Below are 25,027 nucleotides of genomic sequence, written 5' to 3'. Positions count from 1 at the left end.
TACGTTCAGGCGGTGGCCATTTCCGCCTTGCCGTCCTTGGCGAACGCATAGGCGACGCCGATGACCAGCGACCCCGCGGCAATGGCGAACAGGTAGGGCAGCACGGCGCTCACCGCGTTGGGGATGAGCAGCACAAACAGCCCGCCGTGGGGCGCCATGATGGCGACGTTGAAGTACATCGACAGGGCGCCGGTGACGGCCCCGCCCACCATGCAGATGGGAATCACCCGCAGCGGATCCTTGGCCATGAACGGGATCGCCCCCTCGGAAATGAAGCACAGCCCCAGCACGAACGACGCCTTGCCCGCCTGGCGTTCGTTGTCGCCGAACTTGCTGCTGGCCAGCAGACTGGCGATGCCCATGCCGATCGCCGGCACCATGCCACCGGCCATGATCGCCGCCATCGGTGCCGAGGCGCCGGAACCTTCCGACAGCAGCCCCACCCCGAAGGTGTAGGCGGCCTTGTTCACCGGTCCACCCAGGTCGAAGCACATCATCCCGCCAAGCAGGGCCCCCAACAGCACCGCGTTACCGGTGTTCATGTTGGTCAGGAAGTCGGTGAGGGCCGTCATGATGGCGGCGATGGGCTCGCCCACCACGTAGATCATGGTTAGCCCGGTGAATAGGCTGGCCAGCAGCGGGATCAGCAGGATCGGCTTGAGCGACACGATGCTCTCCGGCAACGGCAGCTTGCGGCTGATGAACCTCGCCGCGTAGCCGGCGATAAAGCCGGCGACGATGCCACCCAGGAAACCGGCCCCCAGTTCCCCGGCCAGGAAACCGCCGATCATGCCGGGCGCGATGCCCGGCCGGTCGGCGATGGAGTAGGCGATGTAGCCTGCCAGCAGCGGGATCATCAGCTTGAACGCGGTGCCGCCGCCGATCTGCATCAGCGCCGCGGCCAGTGAACCTTCCTCCTCGGCGGCGTTGATGCCGAACACGAAGGACAGGGCGATCATCAGGCCGCCCGCCACCACCATCGGCAGCATGAACGACACCCCGGTCAGCAGGTGCTTGTAGGGGCCCTTGCGCTCACCACCGCCGGCTTTCTCGGCGGAACCGGAGGCCTTGGCGCTGCCGCTTTCCACTTCCGCCTTGTCGAGTGCGTCGCGCACGGTGTCGGCGGGCTTCTTCAGCGCCGTGCCGGTGGAGGTGCGCCAGACCCGCTTGCCGGCAAACCGGGCCGGGTCGATCTCGATGTCGCAGGCCAGGATCACCGCATCGGCGGCGGCGATTTCGTCGTCGGTCAGGGCATCCTGGGCACCCACCGAGCCCTGGGTTTCCACCCGGATCGCATGACCGGCCGCGCGGGCGGCTTCCGTCAGTGCCTCGGCGGCCATGAACGTGTGCGCCACGCCCGTGGGACAGGCGGTGACGGCCACCAGGCGAATGCCTCCGGCCACGGCCGGCGCGTCGGCCTGCTGCGGTTCGGCGTCCGCCTGGAACGGTTGCGCCTGGCTCTGCGCGTCGTCGAGGAACGCGTCCGGGTCCGCCAGCGGTGCGGTCACCGGCGCCCGGAATAGCGGCTTACCCTCGAACCGGGACAGGTCCAGCGGCGCGCTGGCAGCGATGACGATCAGGTCGGCGGCGGCGATGGCTTCGGCGGAGACCGCCTCGACCGGTGCGGCCTGGCTATGGACTTCCTGGGTGACGTCCCAGCCGCGGCTCCGGGCCGCCCGGGACAGGGCACGAGCGGCCAGGAAGGAGGTGGCCAGCCCCTGGGGACAGGCGGTAACGAGTATCAGCTTCATGATGAGGCCTCCCCGGACAGTTCGGTGTCCGGCCAGGGGGTGACCCTGGTCTGTTGTTGGAGTTGTTCGATGTCGTCGGCGTCGGGATGGCCCACGCCGAAGTGGCGGACGCATTCGGCGGACAGGGCGGTAGCCTGTTGCAGGCACGTGTGGTCGTCCAATCCGCTCAGCTCGCCGTGGATCAGCCCGGCCAGTAGGGTGTCGCCGGCGCACACGGTGCTGGTCACCGGCACCTGCGGGGCCCGGGCCAGCAGATCGCGGCGCGGATTGAGCCAGAGCACGCCGTCGCCGCCGCGGGAAATCACCACGTGGGCGATGCCGGACTGCTGCAACTGGCGCCCGGCGTCGGCCTGGGCAGTCAGGTTAGGCAGCGGACGACCGGCCCATTCCGCCAGTTCCTCGTGATTCGGCTTCACCCCGAACGGGCGCGCTTCGATGCCGGCCGTGAGGGCATCGCCGCTGGCGTCGAGCCAGACCGGCGCCCCGCCGCGTTGGCAGAAGCGGATCAGCTCGGCCAGCTGCGCCGGTGCCCAGCCCCGGGGCAGGCTGCCGGCGATGACGATGGCGTTGCAGTCGTCAATCAACCCGGCCAGCCGGAACTGCAGGCGCGAGGCGGCATCGGCGGGCGTGTCGAAACTGACGCCATTGAGGTCGGTGACCCGGCCGCCCTGCTCGGCGAGTTTGATGTTGGTGCGACTGTCGCCGGGCACCCGTACGAAGCGGTCCTCCAGGCCCTCGTCGGCGAACAGGCGCTCGAACGGCCCGGCGTTGTCGGCGCCCAGCAGGCCGGACAGTACCACCTCGTGACCCAGCCGCTTCAGCACCCGGCCCAGGTTGATGCCCTTGCCCGCCGGTTCGATGTGCGTGCGGCCGGTGCTGTTGACCCGGCCCAGCGCCAGGTCGGGCGTTTCCACCGACAGGTCCAGCGCCGGATTCAGGGTGATGGTCAGGATCCTTGCCATACGGCGCCCTCCAGTGCGTCACGGACGTCGGCGGCGGTCGCCTGCTGCAAGGCGCGTTGCGCCAGGGCGCGGGCGTCCGACTGGTTGAGGTTGCGGATACAGGCCTTGACCAGCGGCACCCGGCGGCTGGTGACGGACAGCTCATCCACGCCCAGGCCCAGCAGCACCGGGATCGCCTGAGGATCGGAGCCCAGCTCGCCGCACACGCCGACCCAGCGGCCATGCTCGTGGGCGGCTTCGACGGTCATCCGGATCAGGTGCAGCACCGCCGGATGCAGGCCGTCGGAATCGGCGGACAGCTCGGGATGGCCGCGATCGATGGCCAGGGTGTACTGGGTCAGGTCGTTGGTGCCGATGGAGAAAAAGTCCACCTCGGGCGCCAGCGTGGGGGCCAGCAGCGCGCTGGAGGGAATCTCGATCATCACGCCCACCTGCACGTCCGGGGCGTGGATTTCCTCGCGCAGCCTGTCCACCAGGGCTTTGGCGGCGCGGAATTCGGCGCGGTCCTTGACCATCGGGAACATGATGCGCAGCGGTCGCTCGCCGGCGGCGCTCAAAAGCGCTCGCAGCTGCGTTTCCAGGATCTCCGGCCGGGTCAGTGACAGGCGGATACCGCGCAGGCCCAGGAACGGGTTGTCCTCGGCCGGCAGCGGCCAGTAATCGAGCGGTTTGTCGCCGCCCACGTCCAGGGTGCGGGCTACCAGCGGCAGGCCGTCGAGGGCGTCGAAGGCCTCGCCGTATTCCTTTTCCTGGGTGGCCTGATCGGGCGCCTCGGAATGCGCCATGAAGATGAATTCGGTGCGCAGCAGGCCGATGCCGTCGGCACCGCGCTCCACCGCTTCCGGCGTGTGGGCGGTGTTGCCCAGGTTGGCGCACACCGCCACGCGATGGCCGTCGCGGGTGCTGGCGGGTTCATGGCGGGCGTCGTGGGCCTGCGCCTGCAACTGCCGCAGCTGGTGCAGACGCTGCTCCAGCCGCTGCCGGCGTTCTGTGCCGGGCGCGGGCACGATGCAGCCGCGTTCGCCGTCGACCACCACGTCGATACCGGTCTCCAGGGTCAGCAGGCGCTCACCCACGCCGACCACCGCCGGCAGGCCCAGGGCCCGGGCCAGGATCGCGCTGTGGGCGGTGGCGCCGCCGCGCGCGGTGACCAGGCCGCGCACCCGCTGGGTGTCCAGGCGCGCCACGTCGGACGGGCCCAGATCGTCGGCAACGAGGATGTAGGGTTCGTCCGGCGGTGTTGGCAGGCTCACGCCGCACAGGTTGGCCAGCACCCGGCGGCCCACATCACGCAGGTCGGCGGCGCGCTCGGCCAGCAGCCGGTCGGCCAGGGCTTCCTGGGCGGCGGCGGCGGTGTCGATGGCCTGCCACCAGCCGGCTTCGGCGGAGGCGCCTTCGCCAATCAGGTCGAACGCGGCCTGGTGCAGGTCGTCGTCGCGCAGCATCTCGGCGTGCACCGCCAGGATGGGGCCGGCCTCGCCGCCTTCGGCGCGGCGAATCAGCGCCTGCAGCTGTTCGAAAGCGGCATCCACCGCCTGGTTCAGGCGCTGTTTCTCGCCGTCCGTGTGGGTGGCGGTGGCGGCGTACTCGAACTTGGGCAGGCGCATGACGAACGCCGGCGCCACGGCCAGCCCCGGGGAGGCGGCGACGGCTTTGATCGGCTCGTCCGGCGTCAGCGGTTCGGGATCGGCTGTCTCGACCGGCTGAACGATCTCGCGTCGGGCGCTGTTGAGCGGTGTGACCGTCTCGCCCAGGCCGCCTTCGATGGCCTCGGCCAGGGCCGCGACACTGGCGTCCGCGCCCTCACCGCTGGCGGCAATCACCAGGGTCTGGCCGCGCCGGGCACCCAGGCTGATGACCCGGGTCAGGCTGGTGGCGGACACGCTCTGGGCGTCGCCCTCCAGCAGCCGCAGCTTGAGCGGCGCCGGTTGTTGACGCGCCACCTGGACCAGCTGCTTGGCGGGCCGGGCGTGCAGGCCGTGGGCGTTGAGCAACGCCACCTGGCGGGTGACGGCGTTGGCGGACTCGCCGGAAAGGCGTGCCAGCAGCTCGTCGGCGGACAGGTTCGCCAGGGGTTCCGGCTGGGACAGCAGGTGGTCGATCTGCTCCAGCAGCGGCTGGGTGTCGGCGCCCTGGGCGGCCAGGCAGAGCACGCCGTTCAGGTCGTCGCCGGGCTGGGCCGGCGTGGCGATGGCCAGGGCCGGCTGCTGGACGTCGTTGCCCGCCTGCACCAGCCACAGCCCTTGGCCAAGCGGCTGCGGCGTCTGCGCGGACAGGCCGGCGATGAAGCCGGGTTCCACGCAGTCCAGGCTCAGCAGGCGGCCAGCGGCCAGCAACGCCAGCTCACGGGCGTCGCCGGCGGGGACCTTGAGCAGCAACGTGTCGCGGTCGCAGCGCGGTGTAACCGGCGGTTTGGACAGGCTCGCCAGCAGGGAGTCGGCGTCCGTGGCCGTGGCGAGCTGTTTCGCCAGGCCCGGCTTGTCGAGCACGCGGGTCAGGTGGCGCAGGATGTCCAGGTGTTCGTCGGACTGGGCGGCGATGGTCACCAGCACGTGCACCCGGGCACCGTCGTGCCAGGTGACGCCGTCGGGGAACTGCAGCACGCGGATGCCGGTGCTGATGACGTGCTCCCGGCTCTGCGGGGTGCCGTGGGGAATGGCGATGCCGTTGCCCAGCACGGTGGAGGATTGCGCTTCCCGGTCCAGCAGGCCCTGGCGGTAGTCGGGCGTGGTGCGCCCGGCGGCTTCCAGTTCCCGGCTGGCCAGGGTCAGGGCGTCGCGCCAGTCGGCGGCACGGCAACCCAGACGGATATCGTTGGCAGTGAGTGCAAGCATGGGGAGTGCCCCTTGAAGCGGTTGTTGTTGTCGTATTTAAGCATTTGCTGAATCGTGTCAGCAACGAATAGAATGGATAGTGGCTCAGGTTTGATCGAATTTCAAGCAATTCGGGCCGCCACTCATTATTCGTCACCGGATGCCCTATGATGGCAGCCGTTGAACGGATCGACTGCAGGAGAAAGGCGTCATGACGCTGGCGGAACTGGCGAAACTGGCGGGGGTGTCCCGCACCACGGCGAGCTACGTGCTCAACGGCCGGGCGGAGGCCAACCGCATCAAGCCGGACACCGTGGCCCGGGTGCTGGCGGCGGCGGAGCAGCATGGCTTTCGCATCGACGCCCAGGCCGCGGCCCTGCGCGGCGGCCAGTCCCGCACGCTGGGGTTCATCCTGCCGGATCTGGAAAACGCCAGTTACGCCCGGCTGGCCAAGCTGCTGGAAATCGGTTCCCGCGCCCAGGGCTACCAGCTGCTGATCGCTGGCTCCGACGACGATCCCGAGACGGAACGGTCGCTGGCACGATCCTTCCAGGCGCGGCGCTGCGACGCCCTGATCGTGGCCAGTTGCCTGCCGCCGGAGAGTGCGTTCTACCGCGAGCTGCAGGACAGCGGCCTGCCGGTGATTGCCGTGGACCGGGCCCAGGATCCGGCGCACCTGGCCTGCGTGGTCAGCGACAACCAGGCCGGCGCCGCCGCCCTGACCCGTTCGGTGATCGACCCGGATGTGAGTTCGGTGGTGTGGATGGACGCGCTGCCGTCGCTGACCATGACCCGGGAGCGACGGGAAGGCTTCGAGCAGGCGGTGGCCGGCACCGGGGTGAGCGCCGCGCTGCTCAGCGGCGAGCGCTTTGACCGGACCAGCGGCGCGAGCCTGACCCGGCAGATGCTGGCGCAGGGTGAGCTGCCCGATGCGCTGGTAACGGCGTCTTTCTCGCTGCTGCAGGGGGTGCTCGATGTGCTGCTGGAGCGGCCGGACGGCCTGCCCCGGAACCTGCGCATGGCCACCTTCGGTGACGACCGGCTGCTCGATTTCCTGCCGGTGCCGGTCAACGCCCTGCCTCAGCAGCACGAGGCCATTGCCGACGCCACCTTGAGGGCGGCGCTGGCGGCAATTCGCGGCGAAGGCTCAGCCGGTTGTCAGGTCGTCGAACGCCGTCTGCACCGGCGCGCGATGTGACGATAGCACCTCAACCGGATCCCCGACCCGGATGCATCCCCCCTGGATGACCCGCGTGGTGATCCCGCCGTGGCCGCGCAGGGCGTTGTAGCCGCCGGCGCCGAAGATCGTCTCCATCTTCGAGCAGGGATGGCACAGGCCGGTCATCTCCAGCACTACTTCGCCCACGCGGAACCGCTTGTCCTTGAGGGCCAGCAGGTTGAGGCCGCTGACCACCAGGTTGCGCCGCAGCAGCGCCGGGTCGATGGAGGCCCGGTGCAGCAGCGAGGCCACCGCCGGCAGATGTTCCGCCTGGATCAGCGTTACCTGGCGCTTGCTGTCCGGCCGGCCGCGGAAGCGGTCACCGGCCAGGCCACTGCCGATCTCGATGATGGCCGTGTCCGCCTCGGTCATCGCCTCGCCCCGACCGGGGCGCAGGCCTATCCAGTCCAGGCGGCCCTGTTGTGGCAGGACGGCCATCAGGTCTTTGAGCGTTGCGGGCATCGTGGCTCCTATCGGTTATGGTTTCAGGCGTTGGCCAGCGCGGCGCGAATGCGCTCCAACTGGGCGTCCGCGGGCTGATCCGCCGGCAGGTCGATGCGGCTGACGCCAGTGGCCAGCGCCTCGTCCCGGATGTTGTCGGCGATGACCGGCGGCTCACCCTCGATGTGGACCAGGCCGTCCACCCCGTGGCGTCGGATCAGCGCCGCCAGGTCGCTGGGGTAGCGCACCGTGGTGCCCAGCAGTTGGGTGCGGTTGGTCCAGGGTTCGTCGTCGATGAAGGCGACGATGTCGAACCGACGGCTGTCGATCAGCGCCTGGCCCAGGCTGAAGCTGGGGTAGCCGATGCCGATCACGATCAGTTTGCGCCGGGGGCCGGAACGGCCGATCCAGTGTTGCAGGCGGTCGCGCCATCGCATGGGAGTACGTTGTCCTTGGGTTTCCGGTTTTGGGGAAGCATACCGTTTTCCGTCGCCAACCCCACAACCGATCCTGACCCGGATCAGGCTGGTTGAAGCGGTCGTTGCACTATACACTCACTGCCAGACTCATGGAGGCAGGGAAAATGGCCGGGGCATGACACGACGTCTGATGTTGCTGATGGTCCTGCTGCCGCTGCTGGCACAGGCGGAGATCTATCGCTACACCGATGAGAACGGTGTGGTGCATTTTGGCGATCGCAAGCTGCCGGACCAGCGGCAGGAGACGGTGGAGGTGCGCCCCAGCGCGTCCGACTGGCAGCGTTTCGAGATCGCCATCGAAACCCGTGGCGACGTGACCCTGAGCGAGGCCGAGCGGGCCCGCATCGAGGCCAACGTCAATCTCGTCTACGCCTTCTTCGATGACGTTCTCTACTTCGATATCCACAGCACGGTGCCGGTGAACATCCTGGTGCTGCCGGACCGGGCCACCTACGACCGTTACGTGGCTGACAACGTCCCCGGCCCTTCGCCGCCGTCCCTGGGGATCTTCCTGGGTTGGCGCAACCAGATCGCGGTCTACATGCAGGAGGACCGGGCCGCCACCCTGCGCACCATCAGCCACGAAACCGCCCACGCCATCGTCGCCACCCTGACGCCCTACGTGCCTGCCTGGCTCAATGAGGGGCTGGCGGAACAGGCGGAGATGCTGCTGCGCGACGACGGCCGGCTGGTGATTCAGGCCCACCCGGAAAACACCGCCGTGGTGGACTATTTACGTCGCCAGGGTCAGCTCCCGGAGGTGGATCGTTTCCTGGCGATGCAAAGCCGGGACTGGCGCAGCCACTACACAGACAAGGGGTTCTCGCTGCAGTCCCAGACCGGCGAGTTCGTCTATTTCCTGCTGGCGTCCCCCACCGGCCGCAGCTTCCTGGTGCGGCTGATTCACCAGTATCATCGCGGCGACCGGACACTGGCGGCTTACCTGGTGGACGATAACTACGTCGGCGGCATGCCGGTGCTGCAGGACAACTGGTCACTGTGGCTGCGGGGCGCCCGCCGCGACGCTATATCTTTCTAGTTCACTGACGAGGACCGATGACATGGTGGAATGGTTCACCTGGATCAACGACCCACAGGCCTGGATCGCCCTGGCCACCCTGGCCCTGCTGGAGATCGTGCTGGGTATCGACAACATCATCTTCATATCCATCCTGGTGGGGCGCTTGCCGGAGCACCAGCGCAACCGGGCGCGGCTGATCGGCCTGTCCCTGGCGATGATTACCCGCATCCTGCTGCTGCTGTCCCTGGCCTGGGTGATGACGCTGACCACGCCGCTGTTCACGGTGCTGGAGCAGGCGATCTCCGGGCGTGACCTGATCCTGATCGTGGGCGGGCTGTTCCTGCTCGGCAAGAGCGTGCACGAGATCCACAACAGTCTGGAAGGCGCCGAGGAGAGCGCGGCTTCCGCCGCCACCGCGAGCCTGGCGGCAATCCTGGCGCAGATCGCGGTGATCGACATCGTGTTCAGCCTGGATTCGGTGATCACCGCCGTGGGCATGGCCGACGATGTGGCGGTGATGGTGATCGCGGTGGTGCTGGCGGTGGGCGTGATGATGTTCGCCGCCAGACCGATCGGCGAGTTCGTGGACGATCATCCCACCATCAAGATGCTGGCGTTGAGTTTCCTGATCCTGGTGGGCGTGGCGCTGCTGGGCGAAGGCTTCGACCTGCACATTCCCAAGGGCTACATCTACTTTGCCATGGCGTTCTCGTTCGGGGTGGAAATCCTCAACCTGCGCATGCGCAAGAAGCGGGCGGCGAAGGTTCGGTTGCATCACCCGCTGGTGGAAGACGATGCGGATCGGGCGGATTCCGGTTCGGCCTGACAGCGCGAGAGTAAATGGTAAAGACAAGCGCCTGACGGCGCTTCCCCTTCTCCCCGGCCCGCTCCCGCGGGGGGAGAGGGGGTTTATGTGTGCAAACCGGGAACATGGGGGACACCCGGTACGCTATGGGCATTAGGATCCGCCAGGGGCCCGGCCCAACGGTGTCAGGCGTCGTTTCTGCTTGCCGGCATCCGCAACTCCAGCTTCAGCGCCACCGGCACCATCAACGCCGCGTAAACCACCATCACGATCAGCGCCACCACCGGCGCCCCCGAGAAATCCGCCACCACGCCACCCAGCATGGGTACCGCAAACGAAAGCGTATAGCCGATGGTAAAGTTGCCCGCCGCCAGGCGCCCGGTGTCGTCGCGGTGGCTGAGCAGCGGCGGCAGCGCCACCACGAGGATCAGCAGGATGCCGGCGGTAAAGCTCATGACGAAGGCAAAGGCGATGCTCAGCGGCCCGCGGGTCAGCAGGAACAGCGCCAGGCTGACGATGGCGGTCACCAGCATCAGCACGATCAGCGAGCGCCGGCCCACCCAGCGCCGGGACGTCCGCAGCATCACCAGCGACGCGGCCACCTGGGCCAGATTGAACCAGAACAGGGTCTGGTCCAGGGCGCCCGCCTCGCCCCGCGCGTCAAGCAGACTGGCCAGGTAGGCGTTGGTGCCGAAGAACATCGAGCCGGATGCGCCCAGCAGCAGGCCGAGCTTCCAGGTCAGCGGATTGTGCCAGTCCGGCACCCAGGCGGGCCGGGCAACCGGTCGGCTGGCCGGGGCCCTGGGCAGGAACAGCGCTGCGGCCACCAGGAACGCTGGCAGCGACCAGGCGGCCACCGTCACGCGCCAGCTGTCACCCAGCATGGGCATCAGCACCGGCAGGGTGATGCCCGCGCCGATGAACTCCCCCATCAGCATGCCGTTCATGTAGACCGCGGTCCCCAGTGCCAGGTGCGCCGGCTGGAACCAGACGTTCAGCAAGGCGGGCAGCGCCGGCTGCATGATGGCGATGCCCAGCCCCATGATCGCGCTGGCGGCCAGCAGGGTGCCGACTTCCGGCGCCACGCTGCGCAGGCTGGAGCCGATGGCCATGACCACGATGGCCAGCGCCAGGGTGGCGCGCGGACCCATGCGGGCAATCCCCAGGGAGCCGGGCATGGCGCCAACGGCCAGCATCAGCACGGGCAGTGTGGTCAGGGCACCGGTCAGGGCCTGCGACAGCGCCAGGTCGGCGGCGATATGGGGGGCCAGGGGCGGCGCAACCAGAATGGGAATGCGCAGGTAGAGGCCGGCGAACCAGAGCAGGCTCAGCAACGGCAGCGTCTGGCGCAGGGTGACGGGTTGTTGTTGGGGCATCGTAATCGAGGCTCGGCAAGACCGGTCCGTGTCGAAGAAGCGGACCAGTCTGCCTCAATCGGAACGCCGGGGAAACCAGCGCTCCCCGGGACTGACGATGGGACGGCTTACCAGCGGTAGCTGACGCTGCCGATCACGCTGCGCTGCTCGCCGTAGTAGCACCAGTAGTCGCAGCTGGCGACGTACTCGCGGTCAAACACGTTGTTGGCGTTGACCTGCACGCGCCAGTGCTGGGCAAAATCGTACTGGGCCATCAGGTCAAACACGGTGTAGGACGGCACGTCGTAACCGTAGGTCTTGTCCTTGGTTTCGCCGACATAGCGGGCGCCGCCGCCGACCTTCAGACCGGGCACCGTATCGGCGAAGGCGTAATCCAGCCAGGCGGAGGCCATGTGGCGCGGAATCAGGGCGGCCTGAACCTCGCCTTCATCGGTGGCGGTGTTTTCGGTGTTGGAGTCGCTGTAGGTGTAGGCGGCGGTCAGCTGCAGGTTGTCGGTCAGGTAGGCCACGCCTTCCAGCTCGAAACCGTCGGTGTTGCGCTCGCCTTCCTGGGCCTGCACCTGTCCGGCGGTGACCAGGGAGTTCTTCTCTTCAATGCGATAGACCGACGCGGTGACGTAACCGTCCAGGAAGTCCGGGGCGTATTTCACGCCGGCTTCCAGTTGCTTGCCTTCGAGCGGGTCGTACAGGTCGCCGTTGCTGTCCGTGCCCACCAGCGGCTGGAAGGATTCGGCGTAGCTGATGTAGGGCGACAGGCCGTTGTCGGCGAGGTACATGACGCCGCCGGAGAAGGACACCTGGTCGTCGTCGGCGCTTTCTGTGGTGCCGGCGGAGCGGTTGGTGTTGTCGGTCTCGGCCGAGTCGTAGCGCAGACCGGCGAGGAAGATCCAGCGATCGTCCAGGCGCAGTTGGTCCTGGATGTAAAGGCCGGTCTGCTCCTTGGTGATCTTGCGGCTGGTCAGGTCGGCGTCGGCCACCGGCGTGAAGTTGCCGTAGACGGGATCAAACAGGTCGATGGTGCCGAACGGGAAAGGATCGGCTTCCTGGCCGCTGTTCTTGAGGTCCTGGTAGTCCACACCCAGCAGCAGGGTATTCTCGGTGCGATCGGTGAACCACTTGCCCACCATGCGGTTGTCCATGGTCCAGGATTCGATGCTGCCGTCCCGGTAGGTCAGGCCACGGGTGCCTTCGCGGGGGCCGCTCTGGAAGAAGATGTAGGTGCTGCGCAGCAGCAGGTCCAGATGGCTGTAACGCAGGTCCTGCTCGAAGGTCCAGGTGTCGTTGAAACGATGCGACAGCTGGTAGCCGATGGAGGACTGCTCGCGCTCGTTGGTGTCGTAATCCGGCTCGCCGTAGTTCACCGACGGATCGACCTTGCCGAACGGCGTGTCGTCCAGCGTGCCGTAGGCCAGCTTGAAGCCGTTGTAGGGAATGGCGTTGTCCTTCTGGAAGCTGGCCAGGACCGTCAGTTGCGTGTCGTCGGTGATGTCCCACTCGACACTGGGCGCGATGTAGAAGCGCTCGTTGTTGGTGTAGTCGATGTCGCCATCGGCGTTTCGGTAAAGACCCACGAGTCGGTAACGCACGTCATCGCGGCCGGAGACCGGTCCGGAGGTGTCGAATGAGTATTGCTGGTGGTTGTTGGTACCGCCCTGCACCATCACCTCACCCTGGGTTTCCTCGGTCGGGCGTTTGCTGATGGCGTTGATGACGCCGCCCGGGGGCGCCTCACCGTAGAGAATGGAGGCCGGACCCTTGAGCAGCTCGACACGCTCCAGACCATAGGTTTCCGGCAGCCACTGGTAGAACCCCTCGCGATAGATGCGCAGGCCATCCTGATAGGTGGACTGGTCGTAGCCGCGGACCTTGAACCAGTCGGTGTCGTTGTCGGCCCCGTACATGCCGGAAACGACCCCCGCCCGATACCGGAACGTCTCGTCCAGCGACTGTACGTTGCGCTCATCCAGTTCTTCCCGCTCCACCACGGAGGCCGGCCGCGGCGTTTCCACCAGCGGCGCCTCCACTTTCAGGGCGGTGTCGGTGACCACCAGCTCGCCCAGGGACAGACTCTCGCTGTCGTCGTTGGATTGGGCCAGCGCCAATGGGGAGGTGAGGATCAGGGTCAGGGGCAGGAAACAACGGATCGCGTGTGCCAGGCGCGATGATGTGGGGGCCTTTGCCGGGAGCATGGATTGCCTCGCATCTTTATGTGTTGGTCTGGGCGAAAAATTGCCTGACGTTAACTTTTTGCAAATAATATTGATTAATATTTACAAATGCAAAGACATGAAAGCACATGCAGGAGTAGCAAGCGGTCTATTCGGGGCTCTGAGCGTGGGACGGCAAAGCCAGCGGCGGGGAAGCCGGGCTGAGCGGAGAAAGGGAGAAATGCCCCTGCCGGGCGGCAGGGGCCGTGTCCGGTTCGGACCTGGACCGGCTTACGCGTCGTCCGGCAGGTTGTAGGAACCGTCTTCGTCGTGGGTCTCGCGACCGCTGACCGGCGGATTGAACGAGCAGATCAGGCGCATGTCTTCGGTGCCGCCACGCAGGATGTGCTTGTCGTGCTTGTCCAGGGCGTAGAGGACGCCATCGCGGATCTGGTGAACTTCGCCCGTGGCCAGGTCTTCGATGCTGCCGTTACCGGAAACGCAGTAGACCGCTTCCAGGTGGTTCTTGTACCAGAAGGTGAACTCGCTGTTCGCCGGGATGATGGTTTCGTGCATGGAGAAACCCATGCCGTCTTTCTTCAGCAGCAGGCGGCGGCTGTTCCACGGCTTTTCGCCCGGGCCGAAGACGTCGGCTTCACTTCCGATGATGTTTTGCAGATCTACGATTTTCATAGAGGCTATCCTCGTTTAGTGGCTCGGATAAGCTGATTAGTATAAACACGCTCTATTCCGCCAGTTCAAATGCATTCCTGACGCAAGAGATTGGTGTGCCGCGCTTTTCAGGCGTCGTCCCGGGTCTGGCGCCACTCACTGAAGGCGTCCATGGCCCGGTTGATGACGCCGACCCAGTGGGCCTGTCGCCGGCCATCCGTCGTGCCCTTGCTCAGACGCTGTAGCAGCCCCTGCAACTGGCGCTGGTCGTCTTTCGACAATCCCGCCAGCCAGTGGCTGCCGGCCTGTTCCAGCTGCAGGGGGCCGCGGCCGGCGTGGTTGCGATGGCTCACCTGGAACCAGTGGTTGAGTGCGCGCCCCAGGATGACGTAGCCGAACTGCAGGTCCGTCACCGGACCGTAGCGCAACTCACGCTGGCCCTGTTGCAGCGGCCCCAATGACCATTTCGCCAGCCGTCCGGCGTAGAAGTAGCTGCCGGCCGCGCCCAGCACGCCGCCCACCAGGGCGCCTGCCCCCAGGGACGAGCCGAACGTCAGCGCATCGATGCCCACACCGCCCAGGGCGCCGGCGCCGAAGCCGGCCGTCGCCAGTTGCTTGCGGCTGACGCCCCAGAGCAGACGGCTGTGCTCGCTGAACAGGTCCTCGTTCTCCCAATATAGTTCGTTCTCGTGACGCTGCACCCGGTGATGCAGGTACAGCCGTTCGATGGACTGACGCAACTGCCGTTCGCGGCGGCGCTGGGCGTCCAGCCATTTCTGCTGCAGCCGCTGGCGGGCCTGTTCGCCGGTGCTGTCGGTGCCCGGACTGCCGCTGACCCGCAGCTGCATCATGTCGCTCAGGGCCCGGCTGACCAGCTCGGCGCTCTGGAGCTGGCGCTGCTCACGCTGTTGCTTCAGGTGGTCGGCGGCGCTGTTGAGGCGGGACTCCCAGCGGGACTCCAGCTGGCCGAATCCCCGCAGCAGGCCCAGGTGCTGCGCAAACGGGGCCGTCACCGCATTGAAACGACGCACGATGCGGAAGTACTGCCCCAGGGCGTTTTCCCAGGCGGCGCTGTGATCGTCCGCGCCGATGGCGTTGATCAGCGCCAGGCTGGGCCGGCCGGTCCACTGGAGGATGGTCATTTCCGCTTCGTTGGCGGGGCTGTAGGGCACCGAACCGTCCACCACGTAGATGATGCCGGCATTGTCTTCCAGGATCGGGCGCAGCAGCTCGCACTCGTCGTGGAAGTGGGGATCGTCCCGGTGCTGCAGGAAGAAGGCCCGCACCGTGTCGGGTCGGTCCGAGGCGGAGGCGCTGTGGGCCTCCAGCCAGGCCAGCACTTTGCGCGGGCGCTGGAAACCGGGGGTGTCGATAAGGGTGTAGAGCACCTCATCGTCCACTTTCAGCGGGTAGGCGTGGCTGTCGCGGGTGGTGCCCGGTTCCATGGCGATGGCGATGCTGTCGTTCTGGGACAGGGTGGCGACCACGCTCGACTTGCCCCGGTTGGGGTGGCCGACCACGGCAAAGGTGGGGGCATCAGCCATGCTGGCGCACCTCCCCGACCCCTTCCGGCAGACGGCAGACCCACAGGTTGCTGTCCCCCTGGCGCTCGGCGAAACGCTGCCACTGGCCCAACTGGCGGGCGCTGGCCGGCTGCAGCGGCGCCTCGCCCCCAACCGGCAGCAGGGCGATCAGGCGCTCGGCGGACCCGTGCCGCCGGGCTTCCTCGAGGAAGTCGGCCAGCTCGCCGGTGGGTGGTTCCCAGGCGCGGGTCAGCAGGATAACCGGTGTCTGCGTGGCGGCGAGGCGCTCAATGACTCGCCGGTCGTCTTCCAGGGACGCGGTGCCGCCGGCGTGCAGGCGATCGGCATCGACCTGCCCCAGGCTGCTCAGCAGGTCGGTGACCTGTGCGCCGGCTCCGGCCCAGCCGATGACCGCGCCACTGTCGGGCAGACTGTGCAAGGTGTCGGCGGATGTCGACGGGTCCGACGGTTGGGTGTCGCGGCGATCGCCAACGCTTTCCACCGTGGGTGTGGCGAACCGGTGCAGCAGCGACTGGCGTCCGGGGTGCAGACGCAGCAGCCGGCGGGCGCGCAGGCGCAGGTGCAGGCGCGCCACGATCGCCAGCAACAGGCGCGGCAGCAGCGCGTAGGTCAGCCACAGCATGCTGACGAACGGCCACCAGTCGCCGAAGCGGGCGGGCTCGGCCACCGTTGTATCGCCCAGCCGGTAGAACTGGGTCTGCTCGACCAGTTCCAGCGACGGCACCGCCGCCGGCCACAGTACCTGCCAGGGGCGCGCCAGGCCCTGGACGAGGCCCGCGTAGGCGTCCGCCGAGGTGCGCAAGGTGGTGCTCCAGCCAAACGCCAGGTCCTGCACCACCACCAGGCTCAGCAGGGTCAGCCAGCCGAACAGGGCGAACACCAGCGCGGTCTGGTGGGCGGTGCAGGCGGCGAGTTGCGGCTTCAGCCCGTCGAGGGCGGAATCGCCACCGTCGCCCCGGGGTGTCAACAGGCGGCCCCAGGGGCGCCAGCCCAGCAGGGCCTGGGCGGTGGTGAGCAGCGCCAGCAGCCCCTGCAGGGCGACGAAGCCGATGATGACAGTGACGTTGATCTGCTGACGCCCGTCGTAGAACAGCAGTCCCAGCATGGTCAGGCAACCCAGCAGTGCACCCACCGGTAGCAGCAGGTGCGACAGGCGACGCCAGGCCCGCAGCCGGTCGCCGGCGGGCGTCGGGGCTGAGCGGTACGGATGGATATGCTCAAGCCAGCCGGTCAGCGATGGGCGCCGGTGGGCCTGCTGGCAGTCGAGCGCGTAGCGGCGGTCACGGCGATGCAGGAAAGCGGCCGACTGGGCCTGGTCACGCCGGACCTGCTCATCGAAAGCCAGCAGCAGCGTGACGGGGGTATAGCGCATCCGGTCCGGGTCCTTATCTAGTGACTGAGGAGCCAAGTGACTGAAGAGCCAGGTGACTCAGAAGCCTGTTGGCTGCGAAGTCCGTGTCCTGACAACAGGCTGATCGGCGAGTTTAGCGCGGCGCCGGTCCTGCCGGCCACCGACACCCGGCCCTCGTAGCCGGGGCGTTAGCCATCCCGCCAGAGCCGGTCCCAGCCGTCATGACCCAGTTGCCGCAGGCGTTCGATGTTGGCGCGGTAGATGGCGTCGGGATCCTGCATGGCGTCCACGGCTTCGCCGACGCTGCTTTCCCTGAGTATATGCAGGACCGGGAAAGGCGCGCGATTGGTGTAGTTGTCGATGGCGTCGGGGGCGCTGTCGGCAAAGCGGTAGTCGGGGTGGAAACTGGCGATCTGGAAGGTGCCGTCCAGGGCCAGGGTCTCCAGCAGGCCATCGGCCAGGGCCAGGAAATCGTTGAAGTCGTCGAAATCCGCCAGACCGCGGGTCAGGATCAGCAGGGTGGTTTCGCGCTGCGCTTCCGGGAGGGCTTCGAGCTGGCGGATCTCGGCCAGCAGGGCCTCGGCAATGGTCTCGTCGGTATCGGCGTCGCTGACGGCGAAGTGGACCTGGTCGCGCTGATAGGGCGCCCGCGCGAAGGGGCAGAGGTTGAGGCCGATAACGGCGCGTTCCAGCCACTCGCGGGTGGCGGCCAGGGCATGGGTGGCGGTGTCGGTCATGGGTTACTCCTGAGTCTGGCCCCATGATACTGCGTTGCGCGCACCGAGTCTGCCGGCGTCGGACCGGTTACAATGGTGGCAAAGCCACACCGACGGACGAGCCCGCATGCCCCATTTCCTGATGAACCTGCGCCATGTGCCCGACGACGAAGCGGAGGAGATCCGCGAGCTGTTCCAGGCCCACGACGTGGATTACTACGAAACCCCTCCCAGCCGCTGGGGCATCAGCATGGGCGGCTTCTGGACCCGCGATGCCGACGAGGCGGATCGGGCGCGGGCGCTGCTGGAGACCTATCAGGCGGACCGGGCGCGTGATCAGCGCGCCGATTTCCAGCGCCGCCTGGAAGCCGGTCAGGTCCCGTCACTGGGCCAGCGCCTGATGCAGAAACCGGTGACCGTGCTGGCCAGCCTGCTGGCGATCGCGCTGATCCTGGCGCTGACGCTGGCCCCTTTCCTGCGTTGGTGAAAGAACGGTCGCCGGGAGGTTTAAGCCGGGATACGCCTGTGCGTAGAATAGAGGCTCTTTCGCGACCGGTGACCCTCGATGCTGCTGCTCATCACTTTTGCCGCCATCTCAATCGGTTTCTCCTTTCTGTGCTCGATTCTCGAAGCCGCCCTGCTGTCGGTGACGCCCAGCTACATCGCGTCGCTGAAACAGGACCGGCCCGAGCTGTTCGCGCGTCTGCGCAAGCTCAAGGACAACATCGATGACCCGCTGGCGGCGATTCTCACGCTCAATACGGTGGCCCACACCGTCGGTGCCACCGGCGTCGGGGCCCAGGTCACCGTGGTGTTCGGCGACGCCTGGGTGGGGGTGGCGTCCGGGGTAATGACCCTGGCCATCCTGATCCTGTCGGAGATCATTCCCAAGACCATCGGCGCCAAATTCTGGCGCAGCCTGGCGCCCTGGCTGCCGTCGGTGCTGCGTTGCATCATGGTGCCACTGGCGCCCTTCATCTGGCTGTCTAACCAGATCACCCGCCGCATCGGTGCCAACGAGCCCGATGTCGACCTGCGCGGGGAGATCAGCGCCCTCACCGAGATTGGTCGCGACCAGAATGCGCTGGATGAAGACGAGCGCCGGGTGATCCAGAACATCCTGCAACTGCACGAAATCACCATCGGCTCGATCATGACCCCGCGCACCGTGTGCCAGACCGTACGGCCCGATGCCAGCGTCGACGAGTTTCGCGAACGATTCCAGGAGTTGCCGTTCACCCGTTATCCGCTGATCGACGAGGACGGCCGCAGCCACGGCTACGTGCACAAGCCGGACCTGCTCAACGCCGAGGGCGACGCGCGGCTGGATTCGGTGGCGCGGGAAATGACCATCGTGCGGGCCGGCGGCAACATCGAGCACCTGTTCGCGCTGATGCTGCGCGAGCGCCAGCACATGGCGGTGGTCTATGACGAAATGGACACCTGGGTGGGTGTGGTGACGATGGAAGACATCCTGGAAACCATCCTGGGCCTGGAGATCATGGACGAGACGGACAACGTGGCCAATCTGCGCCGCTACGCCAAGGAGCGCTGGAGCCGGCGTTTGCGCAAGCTGTCCGCACAGCATCTGTAGAGGGCGGTCTTTACACGGGCCGGCCGCCCCGGCCGCGCAAAGGTCAAACCTCGTGTCAGGTGGGGCCTGCGGGCTCGACGCGCTGTCGGATTGCGGCTAACTTGCTGTTATGGCGAACCGAAAGCGTTGCCTGGGCAGTGCGCTCGGGGCGCCCCGAAACCGGTCTGCGGCTGACTCTGCGGCCGTAACCGCTGTCTTATCGGTTCAGGATCCAGCGACCCATGCGAGCATCCGGGAAAGTGGCTTCGCCCATGCGGCGGGCATTGTTGATCTGTGTCGCCTACGGGCTGGTCAGTGCCCTCTGGATCGCGATCAGCGACCGGGTGCTGGCGTACCTGGTGGCCGATCCTGCCGTCCTCACCCGCCTGCAGACCCTCAAAGGCTGGGGCTTTGTGGCGCTGACCTCTTTCCTGCTGTTCCTGATGATCCTGCACCAGTTCCGCCGCTACGCCGACATGCTGGCGGTCAACCAGCGCCAGGCGGCGGCCATCCACGATTTGAGCCAGTTCCGCGAGAGCGTCATCGACAACGCCAGCGTCTGGATCAATGTGCTCGACCCCGACGGGCGGGTGCTGGTCTGGAACAAGGCGGCCGAGCGCATCAGCGGCTACAAGCGGGATGAGGTGCTGCACACCGATTCCATGTGGACGCTGTTGTACCCGGACGACGACTACCGCGCGCATGTGCTGGAACTGGCGGAGTCCATCATCCGCGATGGTCTGGACCTGAGCGGTTTCGAGAGCCGCATCCAGACCAAGCAGGGGCTGCTGCGCGAGATGAGCTGGAACTCGCGGCGCTTTTTCACCCCCGACGGCCGGGTCGCCGGAGCCATCACCATCGGTCAGGACCTGACCCAGCAGCATCACCTGGAGCACCTCGCCCACGACAGTGAACGCCAGCTGCAGACCCTGATGGATAACCTGCCGGGCATGGCTTACCGCTGCCTGCTGGATGAGCGCTGGACCATGAAATTCGTCTCCGATGGCTGTCGTGCCCTGACCGGCTACGGCCCGGACGAACTGCTGGAGAACCGCGTGGTGTCGTTGACCGACCTGCTCGATCCGGGCGTCAACGAGGACATGATCCGAGCGGTGGAGCGGGCCATTGCCAATGCTGAGCCCTACGCCGCCGAGTACCCGATGACCCGCCGTGACGGCACCCGGATCTGGGTCTGGGACAAGGGCCGCAGTGTCGAAGTGGGCGGCCAGCTGATGCTTGAGGGCATCATGCTGGACATCAGCGACCGCAAGGCCCTGGAGCAGGAGTTGGCGCGCCTGGCCACCCACGATGCGCTCACCGGCCTGTTCAACCGGCGCGAGCTGGAGCGGCGGCTGGACGAGGAGATGATCCGGGCGCATCGCTATGGCCGTCCCGTAGCGGTGCTCTGGGTCGACCTGGATCACTTCAAGGCGATCAACGACCGGTTCGGTCATGCCCAGGGCGATGAGGTGCTGCGCCGGGTGAGCCAGCTACTGCAGCGGTCGATCCGGGCCATGGACATTGCCGGCCGTTACGGCGGTGAGGAGTTCGTGCTGGTGCTGCCCGAGCACGAACTGGGCGAGGCCGAGGAGACCGCTGAGCGGCTGCGTAAACTGGTCAGCGAAGAAACCATCACCATCGGGGGGCAGGGCGACGTGCGCCTGTCGGTCAGTATCGGTGTGGCGGTCTATCCCACCCATGGCCATTCGGTGGGTGCCGTCTGTGAGGCCGCGGATGCCGCCATGTACGCGGCCAAGCGTGCCGGACGCAATCAGGTGCGGGCGGCCCAGTCCGCCGGGGACAGCTGATAGAAATCCGCCAGGCAGCGGTAGAGGTCCGGCTCCGATTCGCGCAGGGCTTCGGGCGTGCAGAAAAACGCTTCGGTGGCGACCGCGAAAAACTCCGCCGGATCGGTGGCGCCGTAGGGATCGAGCACGGTGTCGCGCCACTCGGCGTCGCGTTTGAGACGGTTCCAGGCGTCACTGAAAACCGCCTGCCAATCCTGCGACTGGCGCCGCGAGCGCAGCGGTGGGGCGCCGTCCGAGGCCCCATCGAGCTGATCCAGCTGGTGGGCGAATTCGTGCAGGGTGACGTTGTTGCGGGCGTGGGGATCGGCGGCGTCCTCGGCCACGCTGGGCCAGACCAGGATCACCCGGCCCTCGCCCCAGGATTCCCCCAGCCGACTGTCCTCACCTTCGGTCACCACCATATCCTCATGATGTTCGATGGGTGCGCGATAGACGTCGGGATAGAGCAGGACGGCGCGCAGGCTGTCGTAATAGCCCGGCGACAGGCCGCTGACCAGCAGCGCGCCATGGGCGGCGATCAGGACCCGCATGGGCTCGGTCACCTCAAGGCCGTTGCAGCCGTAGAAGTCCAGTTCGTCGAGCAGGATCAGGGTGCCGGATTCCACCCGCTGGCGCACCGGCTCGGTCAGGCGCCCGTAGAGCGCCATCTCCGCCTGTAGCAGCTGGCGCCATTGATCGGGAAAATCCCGGGCGGCGACCTGCGCCCGACGATGGCCGCGGTAGAAGAACAGCCGGTAGGCGGCCAGCGCAATCAGGGCCACTACGCCCAGGAAATACAGCATATGGAAGGTCGCTCCCTGTCGTATCGTCCGCGGCGGGCACCGCGTGGAATGGCCCGCATTGCCCGTATCGGGGCATCGCCGCCGGTGGATGGGGCAATGTATCATCTTTGGGTCGGGTCCTGTCGCCCGCCCCGGCCGGGCGGCGGACACCAGACTCAACAACCACACTACAATAAACCGGAAACCGCGGATGCCGCTGTTGTCGTAGAGGATATCTGCCCATGAACCGTCTGACCCGCCGTGCCCTCAACACCATCGCCGTTCCGACCGACCTGGCCAGCGTGACCGATATCGATACGTCCCGCGAAGAGGCGCCGGAGGATCTGGGTCTGGACCCGACGGCGGTGGCCTCGGTCTGGCGGGCGGCGGAAAATCTCTATCGCACCGGTGTGCATCCCGGCCTCCAGCTGTGTCTGCGCTACCGTGGCCGGATCCTGCTCAACCGGGCCCTGGGGCATGCCTCCGGCAACGGCCCGCATGACGCGCCGGATGCCCCCCGGGTGGCGATGTCCACGGACACGCCGGTGTGCTACTTCTCCGCCTCCAAGGCAGTGACGGCGCTGTTGATCCATATGCTGGCGGAGCAGGGACGGATCAACCTGCGTCATCCGGTGGCGTTCTATTGCCCGGAGTTCGCCCAGAACGGCAAACAGACCATCACCATCCACCAGATCCTGTCGCATCGGGGCGGCATTCCGGCGATTCCCAAGGACACGCCGCTGGATACCCTGTGGGACCGGGATGCCATCTGGCGCATTCTGTGCGAGGCGGTGCCGGTGGAGGTGGACGGCTCCAAGCTGGCCTATCACGCCATTACCGGCGGTTTCGTGCTGCAGCGGGTGCTGGAGACGGTCACCGGCGCGCCCATCGAAGCGTTCCTCGACAGCCACCTGTGCCAGCCCCTGGGGATGCGCTGGTTTACCTACGGCGTAACACCTGACCATCTGCCCGACCTGGCCCGCAACTACGCCACCGGTCCGGCGCCGCGCTTCCCGGTGTCCTGGGTGTTGCGGCGAGCCCTGGGCGGTGACATCGGCACCATCGAGTCGACGGTCAACGATCCCCGCTTCCAGGAGGCCGTGGTGCCGGCCGGCAACCTGTGCGGGACCGCCGAGGAAATGTCGCGTTTCTTCCAGATGATGCTCGATGGCGGACTCTGGCAGGAGCAGACGATTTGCCGACCATCCACCATCCGCCGGGCGATCGAGCAGTCCGGCCCGATCCAGCTCGATCGCACCATGATGGTGCCCATGCGCTTCAGTCCCGGTTTCATGCTGGGTGGCAATCCCTTCGGTTTCTGGGGGCCCCAGAGCCGGGAGGCCTTCGGCCACCTGGGGCTGATCAACAAGCTGTGCTGGGCGGATGCGGCCCGGGACATCTCGGTGAGCCTGGTCAACACCGGCCTGCCGATACTGGCGCATCACATCCCGGCGCTGATTCGCTTTGTCACCACCGTGTGCCGGGCGTTTCCGGTGACGCCCGCCGACGGTCAGCACCGGGTTGCCTGAGGGGCGCCTCAGACGCCGTCGAGCTGCGCCTCCAGGATCGCCAGCACCGACGACTGCACTTCCTTGAAATCGGTCAGGGTCTGGGTACGCTGGATCACGTCCTCCTGCTGCTCCTCCAGTCGCTGCAGCTTGGGAATCACCCGCCGTACGCCTTCGGTGATCACTTCGTAGGGATAATGGTGGTCCTGGGTGCTAAGCTTGTTGAGCTCGGCCACTTCCTGGTGGAAGATGCTGATGATGTCGTACAGCATGTCCTTGTGGCGGATCGTGCCGGCCTCCCAGTAGGCGTCGTCCAGCAGTTCCAGTAACGACAGGAATTCCCGCAGGGTATCGGCGACGGACGGTTGGGTCATGGACGGCTCCAGGCAGTGGGTGATGCCAAAAGGATAGCAGGCACGCCGACGGACGGCGTGCGCCCGGAACGGGTTCCGCAACACTAAAATGAACCATTGTTCACACTTTGTTGCGGTTTTGCCGGGGCTTGTGCACAATATTAAAAGCGCGTGAATCGGTATATGCTTATGCCCGATCGCGTACAGGGAAACGCGGGTTTGTTGGAGGCGGAACCTCCGGCCGTATCGTTGATCCAACGATACCCGTCAGCGACACTCAAGGATGAGAGATCGACACCATGTTCAGAGAACCACCCGACCTGCCCGACCAGGGATACGGCGACCAGCCGGACCAGCCCAATCTCAACCAGCACGATAGCGTGCGCCAGCACCTGCAGGAACGTCTCGTGCGCGAAGTGGCGGACCTGGAAGAACGCATCGAAGCCCTGCGCCGGAATCGCGCACCGCATACCGCGATCATCATCGCCACCTACGAGAGGATGATCGATCGAAAGAAGGGCTTCATGTCGACCTGGGGTCTGGGCGCCCAGGTCGGCAGAACACACAACAGTCCACGCTGAACCGGCACGTCGTTACTGGCGCCCGCTGACCGCCTGTGTCGCGTAGCGGGTGCCTGTACCTTCCTCCTGATTTCCGCAATAGTCTTCACTCTCCACATACGCGCTGCGACTGGCGTAGCTGCCGCTGACGTTGGCATAGGCTGAGGTGAACACCTCCGCGGTGGCGGCCCGGTAATCCACCAGTACCCGCGCGCAATCCACGTCGGTCCGATCGGCGAAGTCGAAGGTGTTGTCACTGCTGCGCAGCCACTGGTCCCGATCCAGATCGATCAGTGTCTGCTCCAGGCTCAGCCGCTCCTGGTTGCTGCCGGCGGTGAACGATGCCTGCACCAGTTCAGGCACGTTGAAGCCGGACGCCGAGAAGCTGGCGTCGTCGAACTGGCTGGCCACCACGGCGCCGTTGAGGTCTTCCCCGGAACGGCCCTGGAAGCGGATCACCCGGATCACCTTGCCCGACGCGTCCGGCGCGTAGACCCAGCGCAGGTTGGGGTAGTTGTACTGGTCGGTGGTGGTGCTGTCCTGCACTTCGTCGAAGGTGACGAGCGCGCCCTTCTCGCTGGTGTCGTACTGGGCGGCGTTGCCGGCGTCGATGCAGCTGCTGATGTAGCGCCGGCCGGTGTTGAAGTTGTCGATGGTGTCCTCGCCGATGATCAGGTCGATGAAGTCCATCGGGTTGCGCACCGCCGTGTAGGCGCTGGCGCCGCTTGCCGGGGAGCCCCCGTTGAAGCGTGCGGTCTGGGCCAGTACGTCGTCTGCCACCGACTCACCGTAAGCGTCGGCGCCGGCGGGTTGCACCCCGGCCAGGACGTCCCGGAACAGGTGGCGTTGCAGACGCCCGGGGGCGGTGATATCGAAGCTGGCGTAGCCGGCCTGGACCCGGGTGGCCGGGTTGAACTGGCTGCCGCAGCTGGCTGGATCACTGTCGCCGTCGCTGCTGCCACCGCAGCCGGCCAGCAGGAGGGTACCGGCCAAAGAGGCCAGAATCCGGTGAAGGTTCGCCATTGTGGTTGTCCTTGTCGCGAACGGTGGGTTGACGGGTGCGCAAGGCCGGATTACGCGCTAAAGTGGAAGGCGATGGGCACACACCGCAAGGAGCCCCGGCAGCTCTCCCAATAACCATAAAGCCCTGCCAGTCGTTCCGGCACG

Annotated in this window: 22 protein-coding genes; 8 read left to right on the top strand and 14 right to left on the bottom strand. The window is 66.7% G+C overall.

What is annotated here, in order from left to right; genetic code table 11:
• Positions 1–5: 5 nt before the first annotated feature.
• Genes DKK67_RS14370 through ptsP form a run of 3 tightly spaced genes read right to left on the bottom strand, consistent with a single transcriptional unit; the run spans position 6 to position 5,547 of the window.
• A complete protein-coding gene (locus DKK67_RS14370; RefSeq protein ID WP_111497182.1) occupies positions 6–1,751 on the bottom strand; it encodes a PTS fructose-like transporter subunit IIB in 1,746 nt (581 codons plus the stop codon).
• The gene (gene pfkB, locus DKK67_RS14365; protein ID WP_111497181.1) at positions 1,748–2,713 is read right to left on the bottom strand and encodes a 1-phosphofructokinase; all 966 of its coding nucleotides are present in this window, start codon (positions 2,711–2,713) and stop codon (positions 1,748–1,750) included. Before pfkB ends, DKK67_RS14370 begins: the two co-directional genes overlap by 4 nt.
• Positions 2,698–5,547: a phosphoenolpyruvate--protein phosphotransferase gene (gene ptsP, locus DKK67_RS14360; protein WP_111497180.1), complete on the bottom strand. Its 2,850-nt coding sequence runs from the start codon at positions 5,545–5,547 to the stop codon at positions 2,698–2,700. The genes pfkB and ptsP overlap by 16 nt, the downstream gene beginning before the upstream one ends.
• Before the next feature lie 190 nt (positions 5,548–5,737).
• Here ptsP and cra point away from each other — a divergent pair, with 190 nt between their 5' ends.
• On the top strand, positions 5,738–6,724 hold the full coding sequence (gene cra / locus DKK67_RS14355) for a catabolite repressor/activator (protein ID WP_111497179.1): 987 nt from the start codon (positions 5,738–5,740) through the stop codon (positions 6,722–6,724).
• Here cra and DKK67_RS14350 read toward each other — a convergent pair.
• Together DKK67_RS14350 and DKK67_RS14345 are read right to left on the bottom strand one after the other, a co-directional pair.
• Entirely contained in the window at positions 6,674–7,207 is a 534-nt protein-coding gene (locus tag DKK67_RS14350; protein WP_111497178.1) for an MOSC domain-containing protein, read from the bottom strand. The genes cra and DKK67_RS14350 overlap by 51 nt on opposite strands.
• A gap of 23 nt (positions 7,208–7,230) precedes the next feature.
• On the bottom strand, positions 7,231–7,623 hold the full coding sequence (locus DKK67_RS14345; protein ID WP_111497177.1) for a nucleoside-diphosphate sugar epimerase/dehydratase: 393 nt from the start codon (positions 7,621–7,623) through the stop codon (positions 7,231–7,233).
• Between the two features lie 157 nt (positions 7,624–7,780).
• Here DKK67_RS14345 and DKK67_RS14340 point away from each other — a divergent pair, with 157 nt between their 5' ends.
• Together DKK67_RS14340 and DKK67_RS14335 are read left to right on the top strand one after the other, a co-directional pair.
• Positions 7,781–8,704, top strand: coding sequence for a DUF4124 domain-containing protein (locus tag DKK67_RS14340; protein ID WP_228160644.1), 924 nt, complete (start codon positions 7,781–7,783; stop codon positions 8,702–8,704).
• A 22-nt stretch (positions 8,705–8,726) separates the two neighbouring features.
• A complete protein-coding gene (locus tag DKK67_RS14335; protein ID WP_111497175.1) occupies positions 8,727–9,512 on the top strand; it encodes a TerC family protein in 786 nt (261 codons plus the stop codon).
• A 164-nt stretch (positions 9,513–9,676) separates the two neighbouring features.
• On the opposite strand, the gene DKK67_RS14330 is transcribed toward DKK67_RS14335, so the two are convergent.
• The 6 genes from DKK67_RS14330 to DKK67_RS14305 all read right to left on the bottom strand — a co-directional run bounded on the left by DKK67_RS14330 (position 9,677) and on the right by DKK67_RS14305 (position 17,318).
• Entirely contained in the window at positions 9,677–10,867 is a 1,191-nt protein-coding gene (locus tag DKK67_RS14330) for an MFS transporter (RefSeq protein ID WP_111497174.1), read from the bottom strand.
• A 107-nt stretch (positions 10,868–10,974) separates the two neighbouring features.
• Positions 10,975–13,056, bottom strand: a complete 2,082-nt coding sequence (locus DKK67_RS14325) for a TonB-dependent siderophore receptor (RefSeq protein ID WP_111497173.1) — start codon at positions 13,054–13,056, stop codon at positions 10,975–10,977.
• Positions 13,057–13,305: 249 nt separating this feature from the next.
• Positions 13,306–13,707 (bottom strand): ectoine synthase, encoded by a 402-nt coding sequence (locus DKK67_RS14320; RefSeq protein ID WP_111497172.1) that lies wholly within the window; start codon positions 13,705–13,707, stop codon positions 13,306–13,308.
• A 107-nt stretch (positions 13,708–13,814) separates the two neighbouring features.
• A complete protein-coding gene (locus tag DKK67_RS14315; RefSeq protein ID WP_111497171.1) occupies positions 13,815–15,230 on the bottom strand; it encodes a GTPase/DUF3482 domain-containing protein in 1,416 nt (471 codons plus the stop codon).
• The gene (locus DKK67_RS14310; RefSeq protein WP_111497170.1) at positions 15,223–16,602 is read right to left on the bottom strand and encodes a DUF2868 domain-containing protein; all 1,380 of its coding nucleotides are present in this window, start codon (positions 16,600–16,602) and stop codon (positions 15,223–15,225) included. Before DKK67_RS14310 ends, DKK67_RS14315 begins: the two co-directional genes overlap by 8 nt.
• A gap of 167 nt (positions 16,603–16,769) precedes the next feature.
• Positions 16,770–17,318 (bottom strand): DUF1415 domain-containing protein, encoded by a 549-nt coding sequence (locus DKK67_RS14305; protein WP_111497169.1) that lies wholly within the window; start codon positions 17,316–17,318, stop codon positions 16,770–16,772.
• A gap of 106 nt (positions 17,319–17,424) precedes the next feature.
• Here DKK67_RS14305 and DKK67_RS14300 point away from each other — a divergent pair, with 106 nt between their 5' ends.
• The 3 genes from DKK67_RS14300 (at position 17,425) to DKK67_RS14290 (ending at position 20,678) form a co-directional block, all read left to right on the top strand.
• Positions 17,425–17,784: a DUF6164 family protein gene (locus DKK67_RS14300; protein ID WP_111497168.1), complete on the top strand. Its 360-nt coding sequence runs from the start codon at positions 17,425–17,427 to the stop codon at positions 17,782–17,784.
• A 78-nt stretch (positions 17,785–17,862) separates the two neighbouring features.
• Positions 17,863–18,891: a CNNM domain-containing protein gene (locus tag DKK67_RS14295; RefSeq protein ID WP_111497167.1), complete on the top strand. Its 1,029-nt coding sequence runs from the start codon at positions 17,863–17,865 to the stop codon at positions 18,889–18,891.
• Positions 18,892–19,112: 221 nt separating this feature from the next.
• The gene (locus DKK67_RS14290) at positions 19,113–20,678 is read left to right on the top strand and encodes a sensor domain-containing diguanylate cyclase (RefSeq protein WP_111497166.1); all 1,566 of its coding nucleotides are present in this window, start codon (positions 19,113–19,115) and stop codon (positions 20,676–20,678) included.
• Here DKK67_RS14290 and DKK67_RS14285 read toward each other — a convergent pair.
• Positions 20,642–21,460, bottom strand: a complete 819-nt coding sequence (locus DKK67_RS14285; protein WP_162628845.1) for a M90 family metallopeptidase — start codon at positions 21,458–21,460, stop codon at positions 20,642–20,644. The genes DKK67_RS14290 and DKK67_RS14285 overlap by 37 nt on opposite strands.
• A gap of 221 nt (positions 21,461–21,681) precedes the next feature.
• Here DKK67_RS14285 and DKK67_RS14280 point away from each other — a divergent pair, with 221 nt between their 5' ends.
• The gene (locus DKK67_RS14280) at positions 21,682–22,968 is read left to right on the top strand and encodes a serine hydrolase domain-containing protein (RefSeq protein WP_111497164.1); all 1,287 of its coding nucleotides are present in this window, start codon (positions 21,682–21,684) and stop codon (positions 22,966–22,968) included.
• An 8-nt stretch (positions 22,969–22,976) separates the two neighbouring features.
• Here the strand turns inward: DKK67_RS14280 and DKK67_RS14275 are convergent, their stop codons facing one another.
• Positions 22,977–23,321, bottom strand: a complete 345-nt coding sequence (locus DKK67_RS14275; RefSeq protein WP_111497163.1) for a hypothetical protein — start codon at positions 23,319–23,321, stop codon at positions 22,977–22,979.
• A 278-nt stretch (positions 23,322–23,599) separates the two neighbouring features.
• Here DKK67_RS14275 and DKK67_RS14270 point away from each other — a divergent pair, with 278 nt between their 5' ends.
• Entirely contained in the window at positions 23,600–23,881 is a 282-nt protein-coding gene (locus DKK67_RS14270) for a hypothetical protein (RefSeq protein WP_228160643.1), read from the top strand.
• A 12-nt stretch (positions 23,882–23,893) separates the two neighbouring features.
• Here the strand turns inward: DKK67_RS14270 and DKK67_RS14265 are convergent, their stop codons facing one another.
• Positions 23,894–24,883: a hypothetical protein gene (locus DKK67_RS14265; protein ID WP_111497162.1), complete on the bottom strand. Its 990-nt coding sequence runs from the start codon at positions 24,881–24,883 to the stop codon at positions 23,894–23,896.
• Positions 24,884–25,027 lie beyond the last annotated feature (144 nt).

Source organism: Marinobacter bohaiensis, from assembly GCF_003258515.1.
GTDB lineage: Bacteria > Pseudomonadota > Gammaproteobacteria > Pseudomonadales > Oleiphilaceae > Marinobacter_A > Marinobacter_A bohaiensis.
Note: the sequence above shows the minus strand (reverse complement) of the source record. Positions and strands in the feature narration are given on the sequence as shown.